The sequence below is a fragment of the Microbacterium sp. ZW CA_36 genome (genome assembly GCF_044987475.1).
GTDB lineage: Bacteria > Actinomycetota > Actinomycetes > Actinomycetales > Microbacteriaceae > Microbacterium.
Map to the genome: position 1 here is coordinate 1 of NZ_JBJDRL010000047.1, position 21,210 is coordinate 21,210.

The following is a 21,210-nucleotide window of genomic DNA, read 5'->3' on the forward strand; positions in this document are numbered from 1 at the left end:
GCGGGGACGCTGCGGGGACGGATGCCGCGGGCCGCGGCATCCGTCATCCCTAGCGCGCCCGCGCGACGCGGGTCTCGTCCCAGACCGGCTCGCCGGACTCGAACACCCGGCCGTCGGAGCCGAACACCAGGAAGCGGTCGAAGGACTTCGCCAGCCACCGGTCGTGCGTGACGGCGAGCACGGTCCCCTCGAAGCGGGCGAGGGCGTCCTGCAGCGCCTCGGCAGAGACGAGGTCGAGGTTGTCGGTCGGCTCGTCCAGGAGCAGCAGCGTCGCGCCCGAGAGCTCGAGCAGCAGGATCTGGAACCGCGCCTGCTGGCCGCCCGACAGGCTGTCGAACGTCTGCTCGGCCTGGCCGACGAGGCCGTAGCGGTCGAGCGCGCTGCTCGCCGCCTCGCGCGGAAGCCCCACTCGTGCGTCCTCGCCGCGGTGCAGGATGTCGAGCAGCGTCCTGCCGTCGAACTCGGGGTGGCGGTGGGTCTGCGCGAACCAGCCGGGGACGACGCGCGCGCCGAGGATCGCCCGTCCGGTGTGCGCGACCGGATCCAGCGCCGCACCCGTCGTGGTCAGGTGGCCGAGCCGACCGTCGGGATCGGTGCCGCCGCGCGCGAGCAGCCGCAGGAAGTGCGACTTGCCCGAGCCGTTCGACCCCAGCACCGCGACCCGGTCGCCGAACCACACCTCGACGTCGAAGGGCCGCATCAGTCCGGTGAGCTCGAGCTGCTCGGCGACGACCGCGCGCCGCCCGGTGCGCGCACCGCGCAGGCGCACATCGAGGTCCTGCTCCCTCGGCCGCTCCTGCGGCGGGCCCGCCCCCTCGAATTTGCGCAGTCGCGTCTGGGCGGCACGGTAGCGCGAAGTGAACGTGTCGTTCGCCGTGGCCTTCACCTTGAGCGTCGCGACGAGCTCCTTGAGCTTGACGTGCTGCTCGTCCCAGCGCCGCCGCAGCTCGTCGAGTCGCGCCATGCGGTCGTCGCGAGCACGGTGATACGTGCCGAAGCCGCCGCCGTGCACCCACGCGGTGCTGCCCGCGCCGCCGACCTCGAGCGTCACGATGCGGTCGGCGGCGCGCGCCAGCAACTCGCGGTCGTGCGAGACCAGCAGGACGGTCTTCTGGGTCTCGCGCAGGCGCTCCTCCAGCCACCGCTTGCCGGGCACGTCGAGGTAGTTGTCGGGCTCGTCCAGCAGCAGCACCTGGTCGGGTCCGCGCAGCAGCGCCTCGAGCGCGAGCCGCTTCTGCTCGCCGCCCGACAGCGTCGTCAGCTCGCGGAACCGGGCACGCGAGAACGGGATGCCGAGTGCCGCCGTCGTGCAGGTGTCCCAGACGGTCTCGTACTCGTAGCCGCCCGCCTCGGCGTAGTCGGCGAGCGCTCCGGCGTACCGCATCTGCGTGTCGAGGTCGTCGCGCTCGATGATGGCCGCCTCCGCGTCCTCCAGCTCGCGTGCGGCGCGGCGCACGCGATCGGGTGCGACGGCGATCAGCAGATCGTGGACGGTCTGCCCAGGTCCGCCGTGGCCCACGAACTGGTCCATGACGCCGAGGCCGCCGTCGATCTGCACGACGCCGCCGTGCGCCGGGATCTCGTCGCGGATGATCCGCAGCAGCGTGGTCTTGCCGGCCCCGTTCTGCCCGATCAGCGCGGTCGTCGATCCCTCGCCGACGCGGAACGAGACTTCGTCCAGGAGCGGCCGTCCGTCAGGCAGCGCATACGAGACGGCGGCGATGTCGATGTAGCCCACGGTGTTTCCCTGTCTGCTCCGGTGCGGCACTTGCGCTGAGCGAGGGACGAGTCGAAGCGTCCGTCGCCGATCAGGGAGCCGACCAGACTATCTCAACCCGAGCACTCGCGTGGTCGAGGGCGCGTTTCGTCTCGCTCGTTCCTCGCTCGCTCAACGACCGGGACCGGAGCGATCGAGACGCGACGGCGATCCCGACGCCGGCCACGGTCGTTGAGCGAGGGAGCGCCGGCGACCGAGACGAAACGCCTCGAGCCGGCGGGCTGCGCCGGGTAAGGCGCGTTTCGTCGCGCTCGTTCCTCGCTCGCTCAACGACCGGGGCTCATGCGGCTCGCTCGTTCCTCGCGCGCTCGACGACCGGGCTCAGGCCGCCGGCGCGGCGTACCGGCCGGACTTGATCGCCCGCTCGCGCGCCTTCGCCGCCTCGACCTCGCGGTTCTTCGGCGGCGCCGTCGCGACGAGGTCGTCGAGGAGGTGCTGCGTGAGGTGGGCGATCTCGTGGACGGCGCGATCGAACGCCTCCTCGTTCGCCTTCGAGGGCTTCGTGGTGCCCGCGATCTTGCGCACGTACTGGAGGGCGGCCGCGTGCACCTCGTCGGAGCTCGCCGCGGGCTCGAAGTTGTGGAGCGTGTGGATGTTCCGGCACATGCCCCCGACGATACGCCGCGCCTCCGACGGCGGCCAAGGGGCGGCATCCTTCGATGAACCGGCGTCGGGATCGCACCACCTCGCCGAGATCCGCGCGCGCCAACGACATGCGCTCTCGACGAGATCACACGACCTCGACGGATGCCGCGACCCGGCGCGCTACCAGCGCTCGTCGCCCCGAGGGAGGACGTCGAGCACGTGCGGCAGCTCGCTCGGGAAGCAGGAGCGGAAGAGCTCGGTGATCTGCGGGTCCGACCCGTAGTCGTCGACGATGCGCAGCCCGATCATCGTGCTGATCAGCATGCCCTCGGCCATGAATGCGCGGGCCTCATCGGCGTCGAGCCCCATCTCCTCGCGGAAGAACCGCCACACCGCCGCGAACCCGCGGCGCGCGGCGGCGCCGATCACCGGGTTGCTCCCCAGGAGGTAGGCGTGCGCGAGGGTCTGGTGCAGGCCCCGCACCTCGATGAGGTCGACGTAAGCCTGTCCGATGCGCTTGGCGGCGGGGAGGTCGTCGCCCTCGTCGGCGGCGAGCGCGGCGCGGAACGCCGCGAGCAGCCGTGTCAGGGCGTCCTCGATCGTCGCGAGGAACAGGTTCTCCTTGGAGCCGAACAGCCGCACCACGTACGGCTGGCTGACTCCCGCGGCGCGGGCGACCTCGTCGGTCGTCGCGCCCTCGTACCCGCGGGTGCCGAAGACGGCGAGCGCGGCCACCAGGATCTGCCGGCGCCGCTCGTCGGACGACAGGCGCTTGCCGGTCTCGGCCGGCTCGTCGAGGGCGGTGGCGCCGCTGCCGTCCCGCTGCACAGAAGTCATGCTCCGAGGTTATCAGCGAATGACTTGACTTTGTAATCAGTCGATTACTACATTGTGGTAATCATTCGATTACAACCGGAGATTCTCATGACCGACACCTCCCTCGCCCCGCGGACGCGGCGGCGACCGCGCCCGTTCGCGCTCGTGCTGGCCGCGGCATCCCTCCCGATGTTCATGGCCACGCTCGACAACCTCGTCATGACCAACGCTCTGCCCGTCCTGCACAGCGAGATGGGGGCGAGCGTCGAGGAGCTGCAGTGGTTCGTGAACGCGTACACGCTCGCGTTCGCCGGCACGATCCTCATCGCCTCGGCACTCGGCGACCGCTTCGGCCGCCGGACGCTGTTCGCCATCGGCATCGCCGTCTTCGGCGCCGGGTCGGTGCTCGCCGCGCTCAGCACCGACCCCGGGCAGCTCATCGCCGCCCGCGCCGTGCAGGGCCTCGGGGCGGCGGGCGTCATGCCGCTCTCGCTGGCCCTGCTGAGCGGCGCCGTCCCGCCCGCGCGGCGCGCCCTCGCGATCGGCATCTGGGGCGGCGTCTCGGGCCTCGGCGTCGCCGTCGGGCCCCTCGTCGGCGGCGCCATCATGGAGGGCTGGAACTGGCAGGCGATCTTCTGGATCAACGTGCCCGTCGCCCTCATCGCGATTCCGCTCGCGCTGGTCGTGCTCAACAACGACTTCGGCGCCCGCGCCCGCATCGACGTACCCGGAGCCGTGCTCGCGGCGGCGGGCGTGCTGGCCCTCGTCCATGCGATCGTGCGCGGCAACGACGACGGCTGGGACTCCCCCGGCGTCATCGTCGAGATCGTCGTCGGCGCGCTCCTGATCGCCGCCTTCCTGGGGTGGCAGATGCGGGCGAAGGCCCCGCTCATGCCGCTGCGGCTGTTCCGCGACCGATCGTTCTCGATCACGAACATCATCGGCTTCGCGTTCAGCTTCGGCACCTTCGGCTCGGTGTTCATCCTCATCCAGTACCTCCAGGTCGTGCAGGGCTCCACCCCGCTCGAGGCCGCGGTGCAGACCACGCCGTGGACGCTCGCGCCGATGGTCGTGGCGCCGATCGCCGGCATCCTGGCCCCCCGCGTGGGCACGCGGCTGCTGCTGGTGCTGGGCCTCGCCCTGCAGGGTGCCGCGCTCACCTGGATCGCGTCGATCATGTCGACCGACCTCGACTACCCGGCGCTCATCGTCCCGTTCGTGATGGCCGGGGTCGGGATGGCGCTCGTGTTCGCCCCGTCCGCCACCGCCCTGCTCGCCACGCTGGGGCTCATCGACCACGCGAAGGCGTCCGGCGTGAACTCCACCGTCCGCGAACTGGGCGTCGCCCTCGGCACCGCCGTGATGACCGCGATCTTCGTGAGCGCCGGCGGCGAGCTCATGCCCGATCTGTACGTCGACGCGGCGCGTCCGGCCGTGTTCACGGGTGCGGCGGTGCTGCTCGCCGCGACGGTCGTGGCGCTGTGGCTCCCGTCGGGTAAGGCAACGGATGCCGCGGCCGCCGCCGCGACCGCCGGCACCGATGCCGCCCCCGCTGGTGCCGAAGCTTTCGCGCCGACGGGTGCCGGCTCCCCAGAGCCCGTGGGCATCGCGCGGTAAGCCCGCGCGCCTGTCCACATCGTGCGCTCTCGCCGAAACCACATGCTCCCCGCGTCGCGGACATGTGCGCTCGGCGAGAGCGCATGACCTCGTCCGCGGCAGCGCGCCCGACCGAGGGCGTCCGCCCGCTCAGTCGCCCTTGCCGCGCAGCAGCCGGGTGAACGGCCCGTCGAGCAGGAACAGCAGGAACGCGGCCGACCCGATCCACGGCGACGCGACGACGACCAGCCCGCCGATCACCACCGCGCTGAGCGAGCCGCGACCGTAGGCGGCGGCATCCGCGGCGCTCATGTCGGGCAGCATGACCTCACGATGGCGGACCGCCCACTGCCACTGCACCCAGCTGAAGAGGATCGCAAGGAAGAACGTGACCGGCATCGCGAGGCGACCCGCGTAGTACGCCTCGTACTCGGTCATCAGCCGCGTCGCGAACGGCACGAGCACGATGAACAGCAGGCGCCCGTTGTTGAGCCAGAGCATCACGGAGTCGACCCGCGCGATGTGCTCGAACTGCCGCACATGGACCATCCAGAGCAGGCACAGCAGCGCGAAGCTGATCGCGAAGTTGATGAACAGCTCGTACATGCCGCCCAGGGCAGCCCACATCTGAGTGTCGGAATCGACCTCGCCCAGCGAGTTCGACGTGAGGTCGAGCACCAGGAGCGTCGCCGCGATCGCGAACACGCCGTCGGTGAACGCCTCGAGGCGCGTGGTGCGCTGTGTCGCCGCAGGATGCTGCCGCTGCCTGATCATGGCGCCAGGGTAGCGACACACGGCCACGCCGATGGGGATGCCGGCCGTCATACTCCGACTCCCTGCCGATCGTTCACGCGCGCTGCGCGAGGATGGACGACGGATGCCGCAGCCCACGCCTGCGACGGGCTCCGCGTGGGCGCCGTCGGCCGGCGCCCCAGATCCGTGGAGGACCGACCCGTGACCGAGCACGTTCCGCATGTCGTCGTCGGCGCCGGTGCGATGGGACTCGCCACGACCTGGCAGCTCGCCCGGCGCGGGCACCGGGTGCTGACCCTCGAACGGTTCGAGCGCGGCCACACGCACGGTGCATCGCACGGCGCGACACGCAACTTCAACAACGCCTACGCCGCCGCGCACTACCTCGACCTGCTCGCCCTCGCGCGCACCGAGTGGGACGAGCTCTCTCGCACGACCGGTGAGCCGCTGCTGCGGCTGCACGGTCTGCTGACCCACGGCGACGACGCCGTGGTCGCCGAGGTGCACGAGGCGCTCGTCGCGCGCGGCGAGCGCGCCGAGATCCTCGAGCCGGTCGATGCCGCACGCCGCTGGAGCGGGATGCGGTTCGACGGCGACGTGCTGTTCACCCCGGATGCAGGCGTGGTGCGGGCCGCGGCGGCCCTGGATGCGCTCGAGCACGGCGCGCGCAGCCACGGTGCCGACATCCGCTACAGCCACCGCGTCGTCGCCCTCGAAGAGCGCGGCGACGGCGTCGCGCTCACGGTCGACGACGGCGACCGCCGCTACGACGTCGTGGCCGAGACGGCGGTGGTCACGTCGGGCGCCTGGACCCCCGGCATCGTGCCCGCGTCGTTCCCGCTCCCCCGGCTGACGGTGACCGAAGAGAGCCCCGCGAATTTCGCCCCGATCTCAGCAGACGCCCGCTGGCCCTCGTTCAACCATCTCGTCTCGCGCGGGACCTACCCGGGCCCGACCTACGGGATGCCTACGCCGGGCGAGGGCGTGAAGGTGGGCTTCCACCACGTCGGACCGGTCGTGGACCCCGACCGCCGGACGTTCCGGCCGGTGCCCTCGCTCGCTGCGGCACTGCACGACTACGTAGCCGAGTGGTTCCCCGGACTCGACCCCGAATCGGCCGAGCCGATCAGCTGCACGTACACCTCGACGGACTCCGAGGACTTCGTGCTCGATCGCCGCGGTCGCATCGTCGTCGGCGCGGGCTTCTCGGGGCACGGCTTCAAGTTCACGCCGGCGGTCGGCTCGGTGCTCGCCGACCTCGCGACCGACGACGCCGCCCGAGCCGCCGAGGCGTTCCGGATCCGCTGACGCCGGGCCGCGGCATCCGCTCACAGGGCCCGACGGAGGGCTACTTCTTGTAGTTGGGCGCCTCGACGACGATCTGGACGTCGTGCGGGTGCGACTCCTTGAGCCCGGCCGCGGTGATGCGCACGAACTTGCCCTTGGCCTTGAGCTCGTCGATCGTGCGGGCGCCGACGTAGAACATCGACTGGCGCAGGCCGCCGACGAGCTGGTACGCGACGGCCGACACGGGACCGCGGTACGCGACCTGTCCCTCGATCCCCTCGGGGATGAGCTTGTCGTCGCTGGGGACGTCGGCCTGGAAGTAGCGGTCCTTCGAGTAGGACGTCTTCTTGCCGCGCGTCTGGAGCGCGCCGAGCGAGCCCATGCCGCGGTACTGCTTGAACTGCTTGCCGCCCTGGAAGACGATCTCGCCCGGCGACTCGTCGGTGCCGGCGAGGAGCGAGCCGAGCATGACGGTGTCGGCACCGGCGACGAGCGCCTTGGCGATGTCGCCCGAGTACTGCAGGCCGCCGTCGGCGATCACGGGCACACCCGCTTCGCGGGCGGCCAGGTACGCCTCGTACACCGCCGTCACCTGCGGCACGCCCACGCCGGCGACGACGCGGGTGGTGCAGATCGAGCCCGGCCCGACGCCCACCTTGACGGCGTCGACGCCCGCGTCGATGAGCGCCTGTGCGCCCTCGCGGGTCGCGACGTTGCCGCCGATGACGTCGATGTGGTCGAAGCTGGCGTCGGCCTTGAGGCGGCGGACGATGTCGATGACGCCGGCGGACTGGCCGTTGGCGGTGTCGACGACGAGCACGTCGACACCGGCGTCGCGAAGCGCCTCGGCGCGCTGCCAGGCGTCGCCGAAGAAGCCGATCGCCGCGCCGACGCGGAGGCGGCCCTGCTCGTCCTTGGTGGCGAGCGGGTACTTCTCGCTCTTGTCGAAGTCCTTGATCGTGATGAGGCCCGCGAGGGTGCCGTCCTCGTCGATGAGCGGCAGCTTCTCGACCCGGTGCTGGGCGAACAGGGCGATGACCTCACCCGCGCTGATGCCGACGCGGCCGGTGACGAGCCCCTCGGTCGTCATCACGTCGCGCACCTTGGTCGTCTGGCGCTCGAAGCCCGAGACGAAGCGCATGTCGCGGTTGGTCACGATGCCGACGAGGCGGTTGTCGTCGTCGATGACGGGCAGGCCCGAGATGCGGTACTGCGAGCAGAGGGAGTCGACCTCTTCGATCGTCGCGTCGGGAGTGGTCGTGATCGGGTCGGTGATCATCCCGGACTCGCTGCGCTTCACGCGGTCGACCATCGAGGCCTGGTCCTGGATCGAGAGGTTGCGGTGGATGATGCCGAGACCGCCTTCGCGGGCGATGGCGATCGCCATGCGCGACTCGGTCACCGTGTCCATCGCGCTCGAGATGAGCGGCGTCGCGACGGTGATGCGTCGCGTCACGCGGGACGACGTGTCGGCCTCGCTGGGGATCACGTCGGTGTGGCCGGGCAGCAGCAGCACATCGTCGTAGGTCAGTCCGACGAAGCCGAAGGGGTCGTTGTGCTCCATGGGGTCTCCTCGCGCGGCGCGCGCGTGCTCTCGGGGGTGGACGGCGACGGCCGGTGCGCTCGTGACGCTCCGTACTCGATTCTAAGCGTCGGGCGGGGCCGTTTGTTCCCGCAGTAAACGGCACGCGCGAGCGCGCGAGCCGCCGAGTGCCGTCCGGTTGCGATCGGGTCACTTATCCACATCGCACCGTAGGCGAAACAGCGACGACACATTACAGTCGTAGCGTCGTCATCACGGCCGATGCGACCCGAGCTTCGGTGTCCGCGTGGTGCCGAACTGGAGGTTCTGTGGGTCCTACGACTGCTATCCCGAGACGCGTCCGAGCGCGTGTGGCAGCCGCTCTCTTCGCTCTGTTTCTCGTGGCACTGGGACTGTTCGCCACTGCGACACCCGCTCTGGCCGCTGAAGACGATCCCTATCGGATCAGCGGCAACGTACAGCTCGACGGCGAGCCCCTCGAGGGCGTGACGCTCACCGTCGACGGCCCCGGCGGCCTGCAAGAGGTCGAGACCGACGAGAACGGCCAATGGCGGGTGGGCGTCCCCGAGCGGGGCGAGACCTACGTCGTGACGCTCGACGAAGACACCCTCCCCGAGGGCATCGCCGTCGTCGATCCCGAAGACGACACCCCGAACGTCAAAGAGGCCGAGGTGGGGCCGGGCGGGCGCGTGAGCGTCAACTTCTTCATCGGCGAAGGCGAGCGCAACGTCACGAGCTTCTTCGACCAGCTCGTTCAGCGCGTCATCCAGGGCCTCAGCTTCGGCCTGATGCTCGCGCTCGCCGCGATCGGCCTCTCACTGGTGTTCGGCACCACGGGCATCTCGAACTTCGCACACGGCGAGATGGTGACCTTCGGCGCCATCGCCGCGTTCATGCTCGTCGGGCCCGCGAGCCTCGCGCTGCCGTGGTGGCTCGGCTATCCGGTCGCGGTCGTGCTCAGCGCCCTCTTCGGGCTGTTCCTCGACGTCATCCTCTGGCGGCCGCTGCGCCGGCGCCGGGTCGGCGTCGTGCAGCTGATGATCGTCAGCATCGGCCTCTCGCTCGCGCTGCGCTACACCTTCCAGCTGTTCATCGGCGGTGGCACGCTCCAGCTCCCGGGTTCGTCGGAGTCCAAGATCTCGCTGTTCGGCTCCGTCCAGATGAGCGTCATCGACATGATCTCGCTGGCGATCTCGATCGTGGTCATCGTCGCGTTCGCGCTGTGGCTCACCCGCTCGCGGACGGGCAAGGCGACGCGCGCCATCTCGGACAACGCCTCGCTGGCTGCGGCATCCGGCATCGACGTCGACGCCGTCGTGCGCGTCGTGTGGATCGTCGCGGGCGCCCTCGCCGGCCTCGCCGGCATCCTCTACGCCTACTACCGTCCCGGCATCAAGTGGGACATGGGCGCGCAGATCCTGCTGCTCATGTTCGCCGCGGTCGTCCTCGGCGGACTCGGCACCGCTTACGGCGCCCTCGTCGGTGCGCTGATCGTCGGAATCCTGGTGGAGGTGTCGAGCCTGTGGATCCCGGCCGACCTCAAGTACGCCAGCGCTTTGTTCATCCTCATCGTCATCCTGCTCTTCCGACCACAGGGGATCCTGGGCCGACGCGAGCGGATTGGTTAGGGACACACTCATGGACTGGTTGCAGATACTCTCCAACACGCTGTCGTCGATCCTCAGCCCGGCGACGATGGGCTACGCCCTGGCGGCTCTCGGACTCGCGGTGCACTTCGGCTACGCCGGCCTGATCAACATGGGCATCGCGGGCTTCATGGCCATGGGCGCCTACGGCTACGCGATCTCGATCCTGTCGTTCGGCCTCCCCTGGTGGGCGGGCGCCCTGATCGGGCTCGGGGCGGCAGCGATCTTCGCGCTGATCCTCGGCATCCCGACCCTTCGTCTTCGCGGCGACTACCTCGCGATCGTGACGATCGCCGCGGCCGAGGTTCTGCGCCTGCTGTTCCTCACGACGGCGTTCGACGACGTGACCGGCTCGGCAGACGGGCTCAGCGGCTACCACACCAGCTTCCGGGCGTCGAACCCCATCCCGCGCGGCGAGTACGGTTTCGGCCCGTGGGTCTACAACGAGACCGGGTGGTGGGTGCGCATCATGGGCATCATCACGATCGGCATCGCGGTGCTCGTCGTGTGGATGCTGATGCGCAGCCCATGGGGGCGCACGCTCAAGGGCATCCGCGAGGACGAGGACGCCGTGCGCTCGCTCGGCAAGAACGTCTTCTCGTACAAGATGCAGGCGCTCGTGCTCGGCGGTGTCCTCGCGGCGGCCGGTGGCATCGTCTACGCACTGCCGTCCGCGGTCAGCCCGGGCGTGTACGTCACGTCGCTGACCTTCTTCGTCTGGACGGCGCTCCTCCTCGGTGGAGCCGCGACCGTGTTCGGTCCGCTGCTGGGCTCGCTGATCTTCTGGGCGCTCCAGACATTCCTCTCGAATGTCCTGCCGGCGATGGCCGAAGCCGGCTGGCTGTTCGGTCTGTCGCAGATCCAGGCGGGCACACTGCGCTTCATCCTCGTCGGCGTCGCGCTCATGCTGCTCGTGATCTTCATGCCTCAGGGACTCCTGGGCAACAAGAAGGAGCTGACCTTTGTCAAGTGAAAGCGCCCCGGTCACCGGCGCCGCGCCGGTCGCCCGGCCGAAGACCACCGGGCTTCACGTCGGCGACGCGGTACCCGGCGTCCCGAAGGTCGACCCGATCATCATCGCCGACGACGTGCGCCGTTCCTTCGGCGGCGTCAACGCGGTCGACGTCGAGCACCTCGAGATCCCGCGCAACGCCATCACCGCGCTCATCGGGCCCAACGGCGCCGGCAAGACGACGCTGTTCAACCTGCTCACCGGTTTCGATCGCCCGGATCATGGCACCTGGACCTTCGACGGAAAGTCACTGTCGGGCGTACCCGCCTACAAGGTGGCGCGCATGGGTCTGGTCCGGACGTTCCAGCTCACCAAGGCCCTGGGCCTGTTGACGGTGATGGAGAACATGAAGCTCGGCGCGAAGAATCAACGCGGCGAGAAGTTCTGGGGCAGCCTGATCCCCGCCCTGTGGCGATCGCAGGATGCCGAGTTCGAAGACCGCGCGATGGTGCTGCTCGAGAAGTTCAAGCTCGACGCGAAAGCCGACGACTTCGCCGCCAGCCTGTCGGGCGGCCAGCGCAAGCTGCTCGAGATGGCACGGTCGCTCATGACCGAGCCGACGTTGGTCATGCTCGACGAGCCGATGGCCGGGGTCAACCCGGCACTCACGCAGTCCTTGCTCGACCACATCCTCGACCTCAAGGACCTCGGCATGACGGTCCTGTTCGTCGAGCACGACATGAACATGGTGCGCCACATCGCCGACTGGGTCATCGTCATGGCCGAGGGCAAGATCGTCGCCGAGGGCGACCCCACCACGGTCATGAACAACCCCGCCGTGATCGACGCCTACCTCGGCGCCCACCAGGAGCTCGATCTGGGCGTCGTGACGGGCCGCATCGACATCGTCGAGGCCGATCCGACGACGGATGCCTCGGCATCTGCCGCGGCGGATGCCGCCGCACTCGTCGACGCGGGCGTCGCGGAGGAAGAAGCAGAAGAAGAGGAGGACGGCCGATGACCGCTCCCACCGCGACGGGCACACCCGTCGTCGTCGTCGAAGATGTCCACGCCGGCTACCTGCCCGGGGTGAACATCCTCAACGGCTGCAGCCTCGTCGCCCATGAAGGCGAGCTGATCGGCATCATCGGCCCGAACGGCGCCGGCAAGTCGACTCTGCTGAAGGCGATCTTCGGGCAGGTGAACGTGCGCAGCGGCACGATCACCCTGGAGGGCGACGACATCACCGGCCTGCGCGCCAACAAGCTCGTCGCGCGCGGCGTCGGCTTCATCCCGCAGAACAACAACGTGTTCCCGAGCCTCACCATCGAAGAGAACCTGCAGATGGGGCTCTATCAGCGCCCGAGCGCCTACAAGGAGCGGCTCGAGTTCGTCACGGGGATCTTCTCCGAGCTCGGCAAGCGGCTCAAGCAGCGCGCCGGATCGCTCTCGGGCGGCGAGCGCCAGATGGTGGCGATGAGCCGCGCGCTCATGATGGATCCCAAGGTGCTGCTGCTCGATGAGCCGTCGGCGGGCCTCTCCCCCGTCCGGCAGGACGAGGCATTCATCCGCGTCTCCGAGATCAACAAGGCGGGCGTCACCTGCATCATGGTGGAGCAGAACGCACGGCGCTGCCTGCAGATCTGCGACCGCGGCTACGTGCTCGACCAGGGCCGCGACGCTTACACGGGATCCGGCCGCCAGCTGCTCAACGACCCCAAGGTCACCGAGCTGTACCTGGGCACGCTGGGCACCTAGTTCCTGCACACCTTCGACGATGGGGGACGGATGCCGCGGCATCCGTCCCCCATCGCTTTGACCGCGAAACCTCATCTGACCGCCGAGACTGCGGTGTCAACCGCTGTCTCGGCGGTCAGGTGAAGTCTCGGTGCCTGCTGTAGGCGGCCTCGAGATGATCGGCGGCCCCGGCGGCGGCCTCGTCAGCCGCCCACGACGCGGAACGGCCCCGGGTCCGAGGACCCGGGGCCGTTCGCGTCAGGAGACGATCAGCCTTCGTAGGCCGCGTACGTGTTGTCGTCGCCGAACTGGTAGATGCCGATCGACGCCTCGGTCGGGTCGCCGACCTCGTCGAACGTGATCGGGCCCGAGATGCCGTCGTAGTCGGCCGTGCCGCCACCGACGATGATCGCGGCGCAGTCGGCGTACGTGTCGCACTTCTCGCCGTCGCCCGAGCCGCCCGAGACCTCGATGAGCTTCTCGGCCATCGCGGTTCCGTCGGTCGTGCCCGCGGCGAGGGCTGCCAGCGCGAGCAGGATCGTCGCGTCGTACGACTCGGCTGCGTAGGTGAACTCCGTCAGCGGCTCGTTGCCCTCATCGGTGTTGAAGGTCTGGAGCGCGTCGGTGAAGTCCGTGATCGCGTCGAGCGACAGACCCGGGAACGTGCCCTTGGCTCCCGTCAGCGAACCTGCCGGGAACTGGTCGCCGAAGTTGGCCAGGTTGCCGTCGACGAAGTAGAGGTCCTCGGCGGGGTACTGCCCGAACAGGCTGGGGAGGATCGTCTTGACCTCTTCGAACGTGATCAGGGCGATCGCGTCCGGGTCGGCCGCGAGGACCTCGGAGATCTGCGCGTCGAAGCTCGTGTCACCCGTGTTGTAGGTGGGAGCCGCGACGACCTCGCCGCCGGCGGCCTCGAACGCCTCGGTGACGTACTTGGCCAGGCCCGTGCCGTACGAGTCGTTCAGCACGATCATGCCGAGCGTCTGGTGCCCGTCTTCGGCGATGAGGTTGCCGAGCACCTCGCCCTGGAGGACGTCCGACGGGGCGGTGCGGAAGTACAGACCGTTGTCGTCGTAGGTCGTGAACGCGTCGGACGTGTTCGCCGGCGAGAACTGGATGACGCCGGCGCCGGTGACCTGGTCGATGAACTGCAGCGACGTGCTCGACGACGCGGCGCCGATGATGGCCGAGACGTCCTCGCCGAGCAGGCGGGGGATCTCGGTCTCGTACGCCTTGTTGTCGGTGTCGCCCGAGTCGCCGAAGACGACGTCGAGGTCGAGTCCGGTGTCGGCGGTCGCGTCGTTGATCTGCGACATGGCGTAAGCCACGCCGGCCTCCTCGGGCGGGCCGAGGAACGCCAGGTTGCCGGTCTGCGGCAGAGCCGTGCCGAGCTTCAGGCTCAGCTCGTCGACGGGCCCCGCACTCTCGGTGGGCTCGTCGCCGCCGTCGCCGCCACCGGCGCAGCCGGCGAGGACGAGGGCGCTGGCGCCGATGAGCGCGATGCCACCGAGGACGGTGGACGTGCGCGAGCGGGTGAAGACGCTCATGTTGCTCCTTGCTGTGTAATGGCAAACGGGAACGGCTCGGGCGCCGACCCAGTGCACTAAACCTAATCGCCGCCGGGCTCCTGCAATGTTGCCTTTCGTTAACGATCTGTAACAGCTTGAAATCCGTGATCGGCGGGCAATTCCACGCCTCCGGCAGACGCCTCGCCTGTGGACGGATCATCGCGGGTCCGCCTCGCGCGGCCCCGCGTCTGCGCGATCCCGCCCGAACCGGGCCCGCATACCCCTTGCCGGTATACACTGGTCCTCGCGGTACCCCACAGGGGTATCCCACCCCGACAACACGAGGAGAAGAGATGGCTGAGGCCCAGTACAAGGTGACGGGAATGAGCTGCGGGCACTGCGAGGCGTCTGTGCGCGGCGAGGTATCCAAGCTCGCGGGCGTCGAAGACGTCCAGGTGAGCGCCGCCTCCGGCACCCTCACGATCGTCGCCTCGACGGAGCTGGCCGACGACGCCGTCATCGCCGCCGTCGACGAGGCCGGCTACAGCGCGGTCCGCGCCTGATGGCCGCGGCCTCGACTCCCGCCCGGGTCGAACTCGAGATCGGCGGGATGACGTGCGCGTCGTGCGCCGCACGGATCGAGAAGCGGCTCAACCGGCTGGACGGGGTCGAGGCATCCGTCAACTACGCCACCGAGAAGGCGTTCGTGAGCGTACCGGCGGGACTGGACCCGCAGGCACTCATCGATGAGGTCGTGAAGACCGGGTACACCGCCGCCCTTCCGGCCCCGCCCGCCGCCGAGCCGGCCACCGACGTGGCCGATCCCGAGCTGACGAGCCTGCGCCAGCGCCTCATCGGGTCGATCGTGCTGTCGGCGCCGGTGATCCTGCTCGCGATGATCCCGGCGCTGCAGTTCACCTACTGGCAGTGGGCGTCGCTGGCGCTCGCCGCGCCGGTCGTGGTGTGGGGCGCCTGGCCGTTCCACCGGGCCGCGTGGATCAACCTCCGCCACGGCGCCGCCACGATGGACACGCTCATCTCACTGGGCGTCTCGGCCGCGTTCCTCTGGTCGCTCTACGCCCTGTTCCTCGGCCACGCCGGCATGCCCGGCATGACGCACGCGTTCGAGTGGTCGGTGACCGCGAGCGACGGGGCCGGTGACATCTACCTCGAGGTCGCGGCCGGGGTCACCACGTTCGTGCTCGCCGGCCGGTACTTCGAGCAGCGGTCCAAGCGCCGCGCCGGCGCGGCCCTCCGCGCCCTCCTCGAGATCGGCGCCAAGGACGTGGCGGTGCTGCGGCCGACGGGCGACGAGGTCCGTGTGCCCATCGCCGACCTGCACGTCGGCGACGAGTTCGTCGTGCGGCCGGGCGAGAAGATCGCGACCGACGGCGTCGTGGCCTCGGGCACGTCGGCCGTCGACGCCTCGATGGTGACGGGCGAGTCCGTGCCCGTCGAGGTCGCCCCGGGTGACGCCGTCGTCGGCGCCACGGTCAACGTGGGCGGGCGCCTCGTGGTGCGCGCGACGCGCGTGGGCGACGACACCCAGCTGGCTCAGATGGCGCGCCTCGTCGAGGACGCGCAGTCGGGCAAGGCCCAGGTGCAGCGCCTCGCGGACCGGATCTCGGGCATCTTCGTGCCCATCGTCCTGCTCATCGCGCTGGCGACGCTCGCGGGGTGGCTGCTCACCGGCGCCCCCGCGTCGATGGCGTTCACCGCGGCCGTCGCCGTGCTGATCATCGCGTGCCCGTGCGCCCTGGGCCTCGCCACCCCGACCGCGCTTCTCGTCGGCACCGGCCGCGGCGCGCAGCTCGGCATCCTGATCAAAGGTCCCGAGGTGCTCGAATCGACGCGCACCGTCGACACCGTCGTGCTCGACAAGACGGGCACCGTCACGACCGGCCGCATGACCCTCCTCGACGTCGTAGTCGCCCGGGGTACCGTGACGTCGGATGCCGCAGCCGGCGCCCGTACCGAGCTGCTGCGTCTCGCCGGAGCGCTGGAGCACGCCTCCGAGCACCCCATCGCGCAGGCGATCTCACGCGGCGCCGCCGACCAGGCCGGACCACTCCCCTCGGTCGAGTCGTTCCAGAACGTTCCGGGCAAGGGCGTGTCGGGCGTCGTCGAGGGGCACGCCGTGCTCGTCGGACGCGAGTCGCTGCTGGCGGACTGGGCGCTGGCCCTGCCCACGGAGCTCGCCACCGCGAAGGCGTCGGCCGAAGCGCTGGGACGCACCGCGGTGCTGGCGGCGTGGGACGGAGAGGTGCGAGGCCTCTTCGTGGTCGCCGACCAGGTCAAGCCGACGAGCGCCGAGGCGGTCGCCCAGCTGCGGGCACTCCGGCTCACCCCAGTGCTGCTCACCGGCGACAACGCCGCAGCGGCCCGTGCGATCGCCGACGAGGTCGGTATCGAGCGCGTGATCGCCGAGGTGCTGCCGCACGACAAGGTCGCCGTCATCACTCAGCTGCAGTCCGAGGGGCGCGTCGTCGCCATGGTCGGCGACGGCGTGAACGACGCCGCGGCTCTCGCACAGGCCGACCTGGGCCTCGCGATGGGAACGGGGACGGATGCCGCGATCGAGGCATCCGACATCACCCTGGTGCGCGGCGACCTGCGCAGCGCGGCCGACGCCATCCGCCTGTCGCGCGCGACGCTCGGCACGATCAAGGTGAACCTGTTCTGGGCCTTCGCCTACAACGTGGCGGCCCTGCCGCTCGCGGCGCTCGGCCTGCTGAACCCTATGATCGCGGGAGCGGCGATGGCATTCTCGAGTGTCTTCGTGGTGGGCAACAGCCTGCGGCTGCGACGGTTCCGCAGCCTCTCCGGCGGCCGATCCGATCCCTCGCGGGCGAAAGCGCCCGCTGCTGCGGAGGCGATCGCCGCCTCCTAGCCGAGCTGCGACCTGCGCGCGACCCTGCCCTGGATACATGATGGACGTTGTTCAGAATGAAGGACTCACAGACATGACGATCGACACGCACGGCGAGACGGACCTCGACCACGCGGCTTCGCCGGAGGGCGACGCCTCGCACCACGGCTACATCACCGACAAGGACAAGTACCTCAATCGCATGAAGCGCATCGAGGGGCAGGCTCGCGGCATCCACAAGATGGTGGAGGACGAGAAGTACTGCATCGACATCCTGACGCAGATCAGCGCCCTGACCTCCGCACTCGAGGCGGTCGCCGTCGGCCTACTCGACGACCACCTGCGTCACTGCGTGGTGGATGCGGCACGCCTGGGCGGCGAGGCCGCCGACGCCAAGATCACCGAGGCCACGCAGGCCATCGCCCGCCTCGTGCGTTGATCTCAGACGCCGGCGCGCGAACGCCGGGCGTGCAGCACCGAGTCGACGGTGAGCACCATCAGCGCCACCCACACGAGTGCGAAGCCGATCCAGCGCTCGAGGGGCATCGGCTCGCCGAGCACGAGCCACCCGATCAGGAACTGCAGGATCGGCGCCACGAACTGCAGCAGCCCGATCGTGGTCAGCGACACGCGGCGGGCGCCCGACGCGAACAGCAGCAGCGGCACGGCGGTGATGACGCCCGTCAGGCTCAGCAGCACGGTGTGCTGCCATCCGCTCGACCCCATCGTGAGGCCCTCCGTCGCGCCCACGATCGCCAGCACGACGACCGCGATCGGCGTCAACCACAGCGTCTCGAGGGTGAGACCGCTCACGGCGTCGACCGAAGGACCCACCTTCTTCTTCACCAGCCCGTAGACACCGAACGACGCCGCGAGCGTGAGCGCGATCCACGGGAAGTCGCCGTAGCCGATGACGATCACGGCCACCGCCGCAGCGGCTATGCCGATCGCCACCCACTGCGTCGCGCGCAGACGCTCGTGCAGCACCAGTACGGCGAGCAGCACGGTCGCGATCGGATTGATGAAGTAGCCGAGGCTGGTCTCGATGACCTGGTCGCTCAGCGCGCCGTATATGAAGACCTGCCAGTTGACGTAGATCAGGAGACCCGCGACCACGGTGAGCCCCAGCACACGCGGCTGCCGGAAGATCGCCGCCAGCCGCGGCCACGTGCGCGTCACCGTGAGCAGCAGCGCACAGAAGACGAGGGACAGCAGGATGCGCCACGCCACGATCTCCCACGGACCCGTCGGCGCCAGCAGCAGGAAGTACAGCGGCAGGAAACCCCACAGCAGATACGCACTGAACGCGTAGACGCCGCCCAGCGTGCGCTCGCGCGCCTCGGCGGCGGCATCCGCGACTCGACGGCTGCCGGTCGTCACACCGAGGTCCAGCGCCGTCGAGGGGTCGAGCCCGTCCACGGTGCCACGTTCCGACGGGGACGACTGCTCGCGACTCACCGAGTCAGCCTACGCCCGCCCCGCGCGGTGCCGGCCCGCTGCGCCGGCCCGCGGCATCCGTTCCCTGCCGAGCCTGCACGGAATCCTGCCACGCGGCACCGGCCCAAAGACTCCGGACATGACGAGAGGGCCGGATGCCGAAGCATCCGACCCTCGAGGTCACGCGCAGTGCGCGGAACTCAGCGAACGACGACCGCCAGGACGTCGCGAGCCGACAGGACGAGGAGCTCGTCACCGCCGAACTTCACCTCGGTGCCGCCGTACTTGCTGTAGATCACGCGGTCGCCGACGGCGACGTCGAGCGGGATGCGGTTGCCGTTGTCGTCGATACGACCCGGGCCCACCGCCACGACCTCGCCCTCCTGGGGCTTCTCCTTGGCGGTGTCGGGGATGACCAGACCGCTGGACGTGGTCTGCTCGGCCTCGACCTGCTTGATGACGATGCGGTCCTCGAGCGGCTTGATGGAAACCGACACGGTCTACCTCTTCTTTCTTGAGACTAAGACTCGTTAGCACTCTGACGTTGAGAGTGCTGATGACAGTCTAGGCAACGGTCTGGCACTCATGCAACGTGAGTGCCAATCGTGACGTCATACCGCGCGCGTCGCAGACACCTGGCGGAAACACAACTGTTACATGCTCTTGAGGCTTTGTCGGGCCCCGGCGTATCATCACAGCAGCGGCTCACTCTCTGGGGAGTGAGAACGCTGCGAGTTCGGGGGAGCTCGCACACGATGTGGGGGCATGCTTCAACATGGCTGAGCGGTATTTCCTGGCTGTGGATCTTGGGACCAGCAGGCTGGGGGCAGCGACAGCGCGCGTCGCTTCGGACGGCAGCATCACGGCTGCGGCGTTTCCACTCGGGCGACGCGCGGACAGCGTCGCGACGGTGGTCTTCGTCGCCGAGGATGGCGATCTCCTCTTCGGGGATGCGGCGGAACGCCGCGGCGTCACCGCGCCCGAGCGACTGATCCGCGAGTTCAAACGCAGCATCGGCGACGACGTGCCGCTGGTCGTGGGCGACCAGTCGATCCCGCCCGAGCAGCTGTACGCGCAGACCGTGGCGGGCGTCATCGACGCGGTGACCGAACGCGAGGGTGGCGCGCCGGCAGGTGTCATCGTCACGCATCCTGCCATGTGGGGTCCGCACCGTGTGGGAACGATCAGCTCGGCGCTCGCCGCGCTCGGCATCCGCGACGTGGAGTTCATCACCGAGCCCGAAGCTGCGGCGCGGCACTACGAGGCGTCGCGCGTGCTCGAGCCCGGAGAGACCCTCGCCGTCTACGACCTGGGCGGCGGCACGTTCGACTGCGTGCTGCTGCGCAAGACCGAGACCTCGTTCGAGCTCGTCGGAGAGCCGATGGGACTCGACAATCTCGGTGGGGCCGACTTCGACGACGCCGTCGTGCGCCACGTGCTGCGCTCCGCGGAGGTCTCGCCCGAGGCGCTGGACGACTCGTCCGCCGACGCGCGGGTCGCGCTGTCGCAGCTTCGTCGCGAATGCGTCGACGCCAAAGAGGCGCTGTCGTTCGACTCCGACGTCGTCATCCCGGTCCTGCTGCAGGCCGGCCGCTCGAGCGTGCGGCTGACGCGCGCCGAGTTCGAGGACATGATCGATCCGTACGTCACACAGACGGTCGACGTGCTCGAGGATGCCCTCGAAGCGGCAGAGGTCGACCCCGAGCAGCTCGAGTCGGTGCTGCTCATCGGCGGATCATCGCGGATCCCGCTGGTCACGCAGCGGATCTCCGAGCATCTGGACCGCCCGACCGCGATCGACGCGGATCCGAAGGCGTCCATCGCGCTCGGCGCGGCCCACACGGCGCTCATCCGCGCGATGGATCGCGAGATCGCCGCTCCTGGCGAACTCGTCGTCTTCGAAGGCGCCTCGGCCGGTGGGCTGGAGCTCCTCGTGCCGGCCGGCGTTGCGCTCGCGGCACCGGTCGCCCCCGTCGCGGCATCGTCGGCTCACGGCGCGCGCCACTACATCGCCATCTCTGCCGCGGCGGCCCTCGTCGCCGCCGCGATCGTCTTCGGCAGCACCATGACGCTCGGCAACGGCAGCGGCACCTTCCTGTCACTGTCGGGCTGGGAGCAGGTTCCCGCACCCGCCGACGCCGACGCCGAGGCCGAGGCCGCCGCGCAGGTGGAGCCCGCCGGTGACACGAACGCGGCCGAGACGGCGACGGCGCCCGAGCCGGACAAGGGGTCGGGCGGCACGGCGAATCCGAAGGCCGGGAAGCCGACCCCCCGGAGCGACGCTCCCGTCTCGAAGGCGGGGCCGAACAAGTCGACCACCACCACGACGACCACGACGAAGGAAGGCACGTCCACGAAGCCGGCCGCCGGATCGTCGGGCACCACGCCGACGTCGAGCGGCGACGACACGCCGGGGCAGACGACGCAGCCGCAACCCGAACCGACCACCCAGCCGGAGCCCGAGCCGACGACGCAGCCCGAGCCGGAACCGGAACCGACCACCCAGCCGGACCCAGCGCCGGAGCCGGAGCCCGAACCCGAGCCGGAGCCGGAGCCCACGACTCCCCCGGCCGACCCCGAGCCGGAGCCCACGACCCCACCGGCCGACCCTGAGCCGGAGCCGGTCCCCGCTGATCTGCAGCCGGCCCCTCAGACCTCACCCGCTCCCGAGATCGTCCCCTGACGCCGGGATCGCCTGGGGAAT

At 69.9% G+C, this 21,210-nt stretch carries 18 protein-coding genes; 10 read left to right on the forward strand and 8 right to left on the reverse strand.

Annotated elements, in window-relative coordinates:
• Positions 1-49: 49 nt before the first annotated feature.
• The 3 genes from ACI3KX_RS16425 to ACI3KX_RS16435 all read right to left on the reverse strand — a co-directional run bounded on the left by ACI3KX_RS16425 (position 50) and on the right by ACI3KX_RS16435 (position 3,199).
• A complete protein-coding gene (locus ACI3KX_RS16425; protein WP_404910387.1) occupies positions 50-1,738 on the reverse strand; it encodes an ABC-F family ATP-binding cassette domain-containing protein in 1,689 nt (562 codons plus the stop codon).
• Positions 1,739-2,098: 360 nt separating this feature from the next.
• Positions 2,099-2,383: a DUF2277 domain-containing protein gene (locus ACI3KX_RS16430; RefSeq protein WP_404910388.1), complete on the reverse strand. Its 285-nt coding sequence runs from the start codon at positions 2,381-2,383 to the stop codon at positions 2,099-2,101.
• Between the two features lie 159 nt (positions 2,384-2,542).
• Positions 2,543-3,199 (reverse strand): TetR/AcrR family transcriptional regulator, encoded by a 657-nt coding sequence (locus ACI3KX_RS16435; RefSeq protein WP_404910389.1) that lies wholly within the window; start codon positions 3,197-3,199, stop codon positions 2,543-2,545.
• A gap of 87 nt (positions 3,200-3,286) precedes the next feature.
• On the opposite strand from ACI3KX_RS16435, the gene ACI3KX_RS16440 reads away from it, so the two are divergent.
• A complete protein-coding gene (locus ACI3KX_RS16440; protein WP_404910390.1) occupies positions 3,287-4,795 on the forward strand; it encodes an MFS transporter in 1,509 nt (502 codons plus the stop codon).
• A gap of 129 nt (positions 4,796-4,924) precedes the next feature.
• Here ACI3KX_RS16440 and ACI3KX_RS16445 read toward each other — a convergent pair whose 3' ends face one another.
• Positions 4,925-5,548, reverse strand: coding sequence for a TMEM175 family protein (locus tag ACI3KX_RS16445; protein ID WP_349426480.1), 624 nt, complete (start codon positions 5,546-5,548; stop codon positions 4,925-4,927).
• Positions 5,549-5,728: 180 nt separating this feature from the next.
• Here ACI3KX_RS16445 and ACI3KX_RS16450 point away from each other — a divergent pair, with 180 nt between their 5' ends.
• Positions 5,729-6,835: an FAD-dependent oxidoreductase gene (locus tag ACI3KX_RS16450; RefSeq protein WP_404910391.1), complete on the forward strand. Its 1,107-nt coding sequence runs from the start codon at positions 5,729-5,731 to the stop codon at positions 6,833-6,835.
• Positions 6,836-6,875: 40 nt separating this feature from the next.
• On the opposite strand, the gene guaB is transcribed toward ACI3KX_RS16450, so the two are convergent.
• Positions 6,876-8,378 (reverse strand): IMP dehydrogenase, encoded by a 1,503-nt coding sequence (gene guaB / locus ACI3KX_RS16455; protein WP_349426478.1) that lies wholly within the window; start codon positions 8,376-8,378, stop codon positions 6,876-6,878.
• 359 nt (positions 8,379-8,737) lie between these two features.
• Between guaB and ACI3KX_RS16460 the strand changes: the two genes are divergently transcribed.
• The 4 genes from ACI3KX_RS16460 to ACI3KX_RS16475 are packed head-to-tail and all read left to right on the forward strand — an operon-like array spanning position 8,738 to position 12,713.
• Positions 8,738-9,985, forward strand: coding sequence for an ABC transporter permease subunit (locus ACI3KX_RS16460; RefSeq protein ID WP_404910392.1), 1,248 nt, complete (start codon positions 8,738-8,740; stop codon positions 9,983-9,985).
• 10 nt (positions 9,986-9,995) lie between these two features.
• Complete coding sequence (locus ACI3KX_RS16465) at positions 9,996-10,976, forward strand: branched-chain amino acid ABC transporter permease (RefSeq protein ID WP_349426477.1); 981 nt, start codon at positions 9,996-9,998, stop codon at positions 10,974-10,976.
• On the forward strand, positions 10,966-11,976 hold the full coding sequence (locus ACI3KX_RS16470; protein WP_349426476.1) for an ABC transporter ATP-binding protein: 1,011 nt from the start codon (positions 10,966-10,968) through the stop codon (positions 11,974-11,976). Before ACI3KX_RS16465 ends, ACI3KX_RS16470 begins: the two co-directional genes overlap by 11 nt.
• Positions 11,973-12,713: an ABC transporter ATP-binding protein gene (locus tag ACI3KX_RS16475; RefSeq protein WP_331912077.1), complete on the forward strand. Its 741-nt coding sequence runs from the start codon at positions 11,973-11,975 to the stop codon at positions 12,711-12,713. Before ACI3KX_RS16470 ends, ACI3KX_RS16475 begins: the two co-directional genes overlap by 4 nt.
• Positions 12,714-12,961: 248 nt before the next feature.
• On the opposite strand, the gene ACI3KX_RS16480 is transcribed toward ACI3KX_RS16475, so the two are convergent.
• Positions 12,962-14,239 (reverse strand): ABC transporter substrate-binding protein, encoded by a 1,278-nt coding sequence (locus ACI3KX_RS16480; RefSeq protein WP_349426475.1) that lies wholly within the window; start codon positions 14,237-14,239, stop codon positions 12,962-12,964.
• Between the two features lie 314 nt (positions 14,240-14,553).
• Between ACI3KX_RS16480 and ACI3KX_RS16485 the strand changes: the two genes are divergently transcribed.
• From ACI3KX_RS16485 to ACI3KX_RS16495, 3 genes are all read left to right on the forward strand, one after another.
• Complete coding sequence (locus ACI3KX_RS16485; protein ID WP_349426474.1) at positions 14,554-14,763, forward strand: heavy-metal-associated domain-containing protein; 210 nt, start codon at positions 14,554-14,556, stop codon at positions 14,761-14,763.
• Positions 14,763-17,090 (forward strand): heavy metal translocating P-type ATPase, encoded by a 2,328-nt coding sequence (locus ACI3KX_RS16490; RefSeq protein WP_404910393.1) that lies wholly within the window; start codon positions 14,763-14,765, stop codon positions 17,088-17,090. The genes ACI3KX_RS16485 and ACI3KX_RS16490 overlap by 1 nt, the downstream gene beginning before the upstream one ends.
• Before the next feature lie 73 nt (positions 17,091-17,163).
• Positions 17,164-17,508 carry a metal-sensitive transcriptional regulator gene (locus tag ACI3KX_RS16495; RefSeq protein ID WP_404910394.1) on the forward strand — a complete coding sequence of 115 codons (345 nt, stop codon included), beginning with the start codon at positions 17,164-17,166 and terminating at the stop codon, positions 17,506-17,508.
• Between the two features lie 2 nt (positions 17,509-17,510).
• Here the strand turns inward: ACI3KX_RS16495 and rarD are convergent, their stop codons facing one another.
• Both rarD and groES read right to left on the reverse strand, forming a co-directional pair.
• Entirely contained in the window at positions 17,511-18,449 is a 939-nt protein-coding gene (rarD, locus tag ACI3KX_RS16500) for an EamA family transporter RarD (protein WP_404910400.1), read from the reverse strand.
• Between the two features lie 257 nt (positions 18,450-18,706).
• A complete protein-coding gene (gene groES, locus ACI3KX_RS16505) occupies positions 18,707-19,003 on the reverse strand; it encodes a co-chaperone GroES (protein ID WP_308867967.1) in 297 nt (98 codons plus the stop codon).
• 413 nt (positions 19,004-19,416) lie between these two features.
• Between groES and ACI3KX_RS16510 the strand changes: the two genes are divergently transcribed.
• Positions 19,417-21,189: an Hsp70 family protein gene (locus tag ACI3KX_RS16510; RefSeq protein ID WP_404910395.1), complete on the forward strand. Its 1,773-nt coding sequence runs from the start codon at positions 19,417-19,419 to the stop codon at positions 21,187-21,189.
• The last annotated feature ends 21 nt before the right edge of the window (positions 21,190-21,210 follow it).

Excerpts from the sequence above, each read along its gene's own strand:
- ACI3KX_RS16435 (WP_404910389.1), bottom strand. The coding sequence starts at position 3,199 with ATGACTTCTGTGCAGCGGGACGGCAGCGGCGCCACCGCCCTCGACGAG.
- ACI3KX_RS16480 (WP_349426475.1), bottom strand. The coding sequence starts at position 14,239 with ATGAGCGTCTTCACCCGCTCGCGCACGTCCACCGTCCTCGGTGGCATC.
- ACI3KX_RS16475 (WP_331912077.1), top strand. The coding sequence starts at position 11,973 with ATGACCGCTCCCACCGCGACGGGCACACCCGTCGTCGTCGTCGAAGAT.
- ACI3KX_RS16490 (WP_404910393.1), top strand. The coding sequence starts at position 14,763 with ATGGCCGCGGCCTCGACTCCCGCCCGGGTCGAACTCGAGATCGGCGGG.
- ACI3KX_RS16485 (WP_349426474.1), top strand. The coding sequence starts at position 14,554 with ATGGCTGAGGCCCAGTACAAGGTGACGGGAATGAGCTGCGGGCACTGC.
- ACI3KX_RS16445 (WP_349426480.1), bottom strand. The coding sequence starts at position 5,548 with ATGATCAGGCAGCGGCAGCATCCTGCGGCGACACAGCGCACCACGCGC.
- ACI3KX_RS16430 (WP_404910388.1), bottom strand. The coding sequence starts at position 2,383 with ATGTGCCGGAACATCCACACGCTCCACAACTTCGAGCCCGCGGCGAGC.
- guaB (WP_349426478.1), bottom strand. The coding sequence starts at position 8,378 with ATGGAGCACAACGACCCCTTCGGCTTCGTCGGACTGACCTACGACGAT.
- ACI3KX_RS16440 (WP_404910390.1), top strand. The coding sequence starts at position 3,287 with ATGACCGACACCTCCCTCGCCCCGCGGACGCGGCGGCGACCGCGCCCG.
- ACI3KX_RS16465 (WP_349426477.1), top strand. The coding sequence starts at position 9,996 with ATGGACTGGTTGCAGATACTCTCCAACACGCTGTCGTCGATCCTCAGC.
- ACI3KX_RS16495 (WP_404910394.1), top strand. The coding sequence starts at position 17,164 with ATGACGATCGACACGCACGGCGAGACGGACCTCGACCACGCGGCTTCG.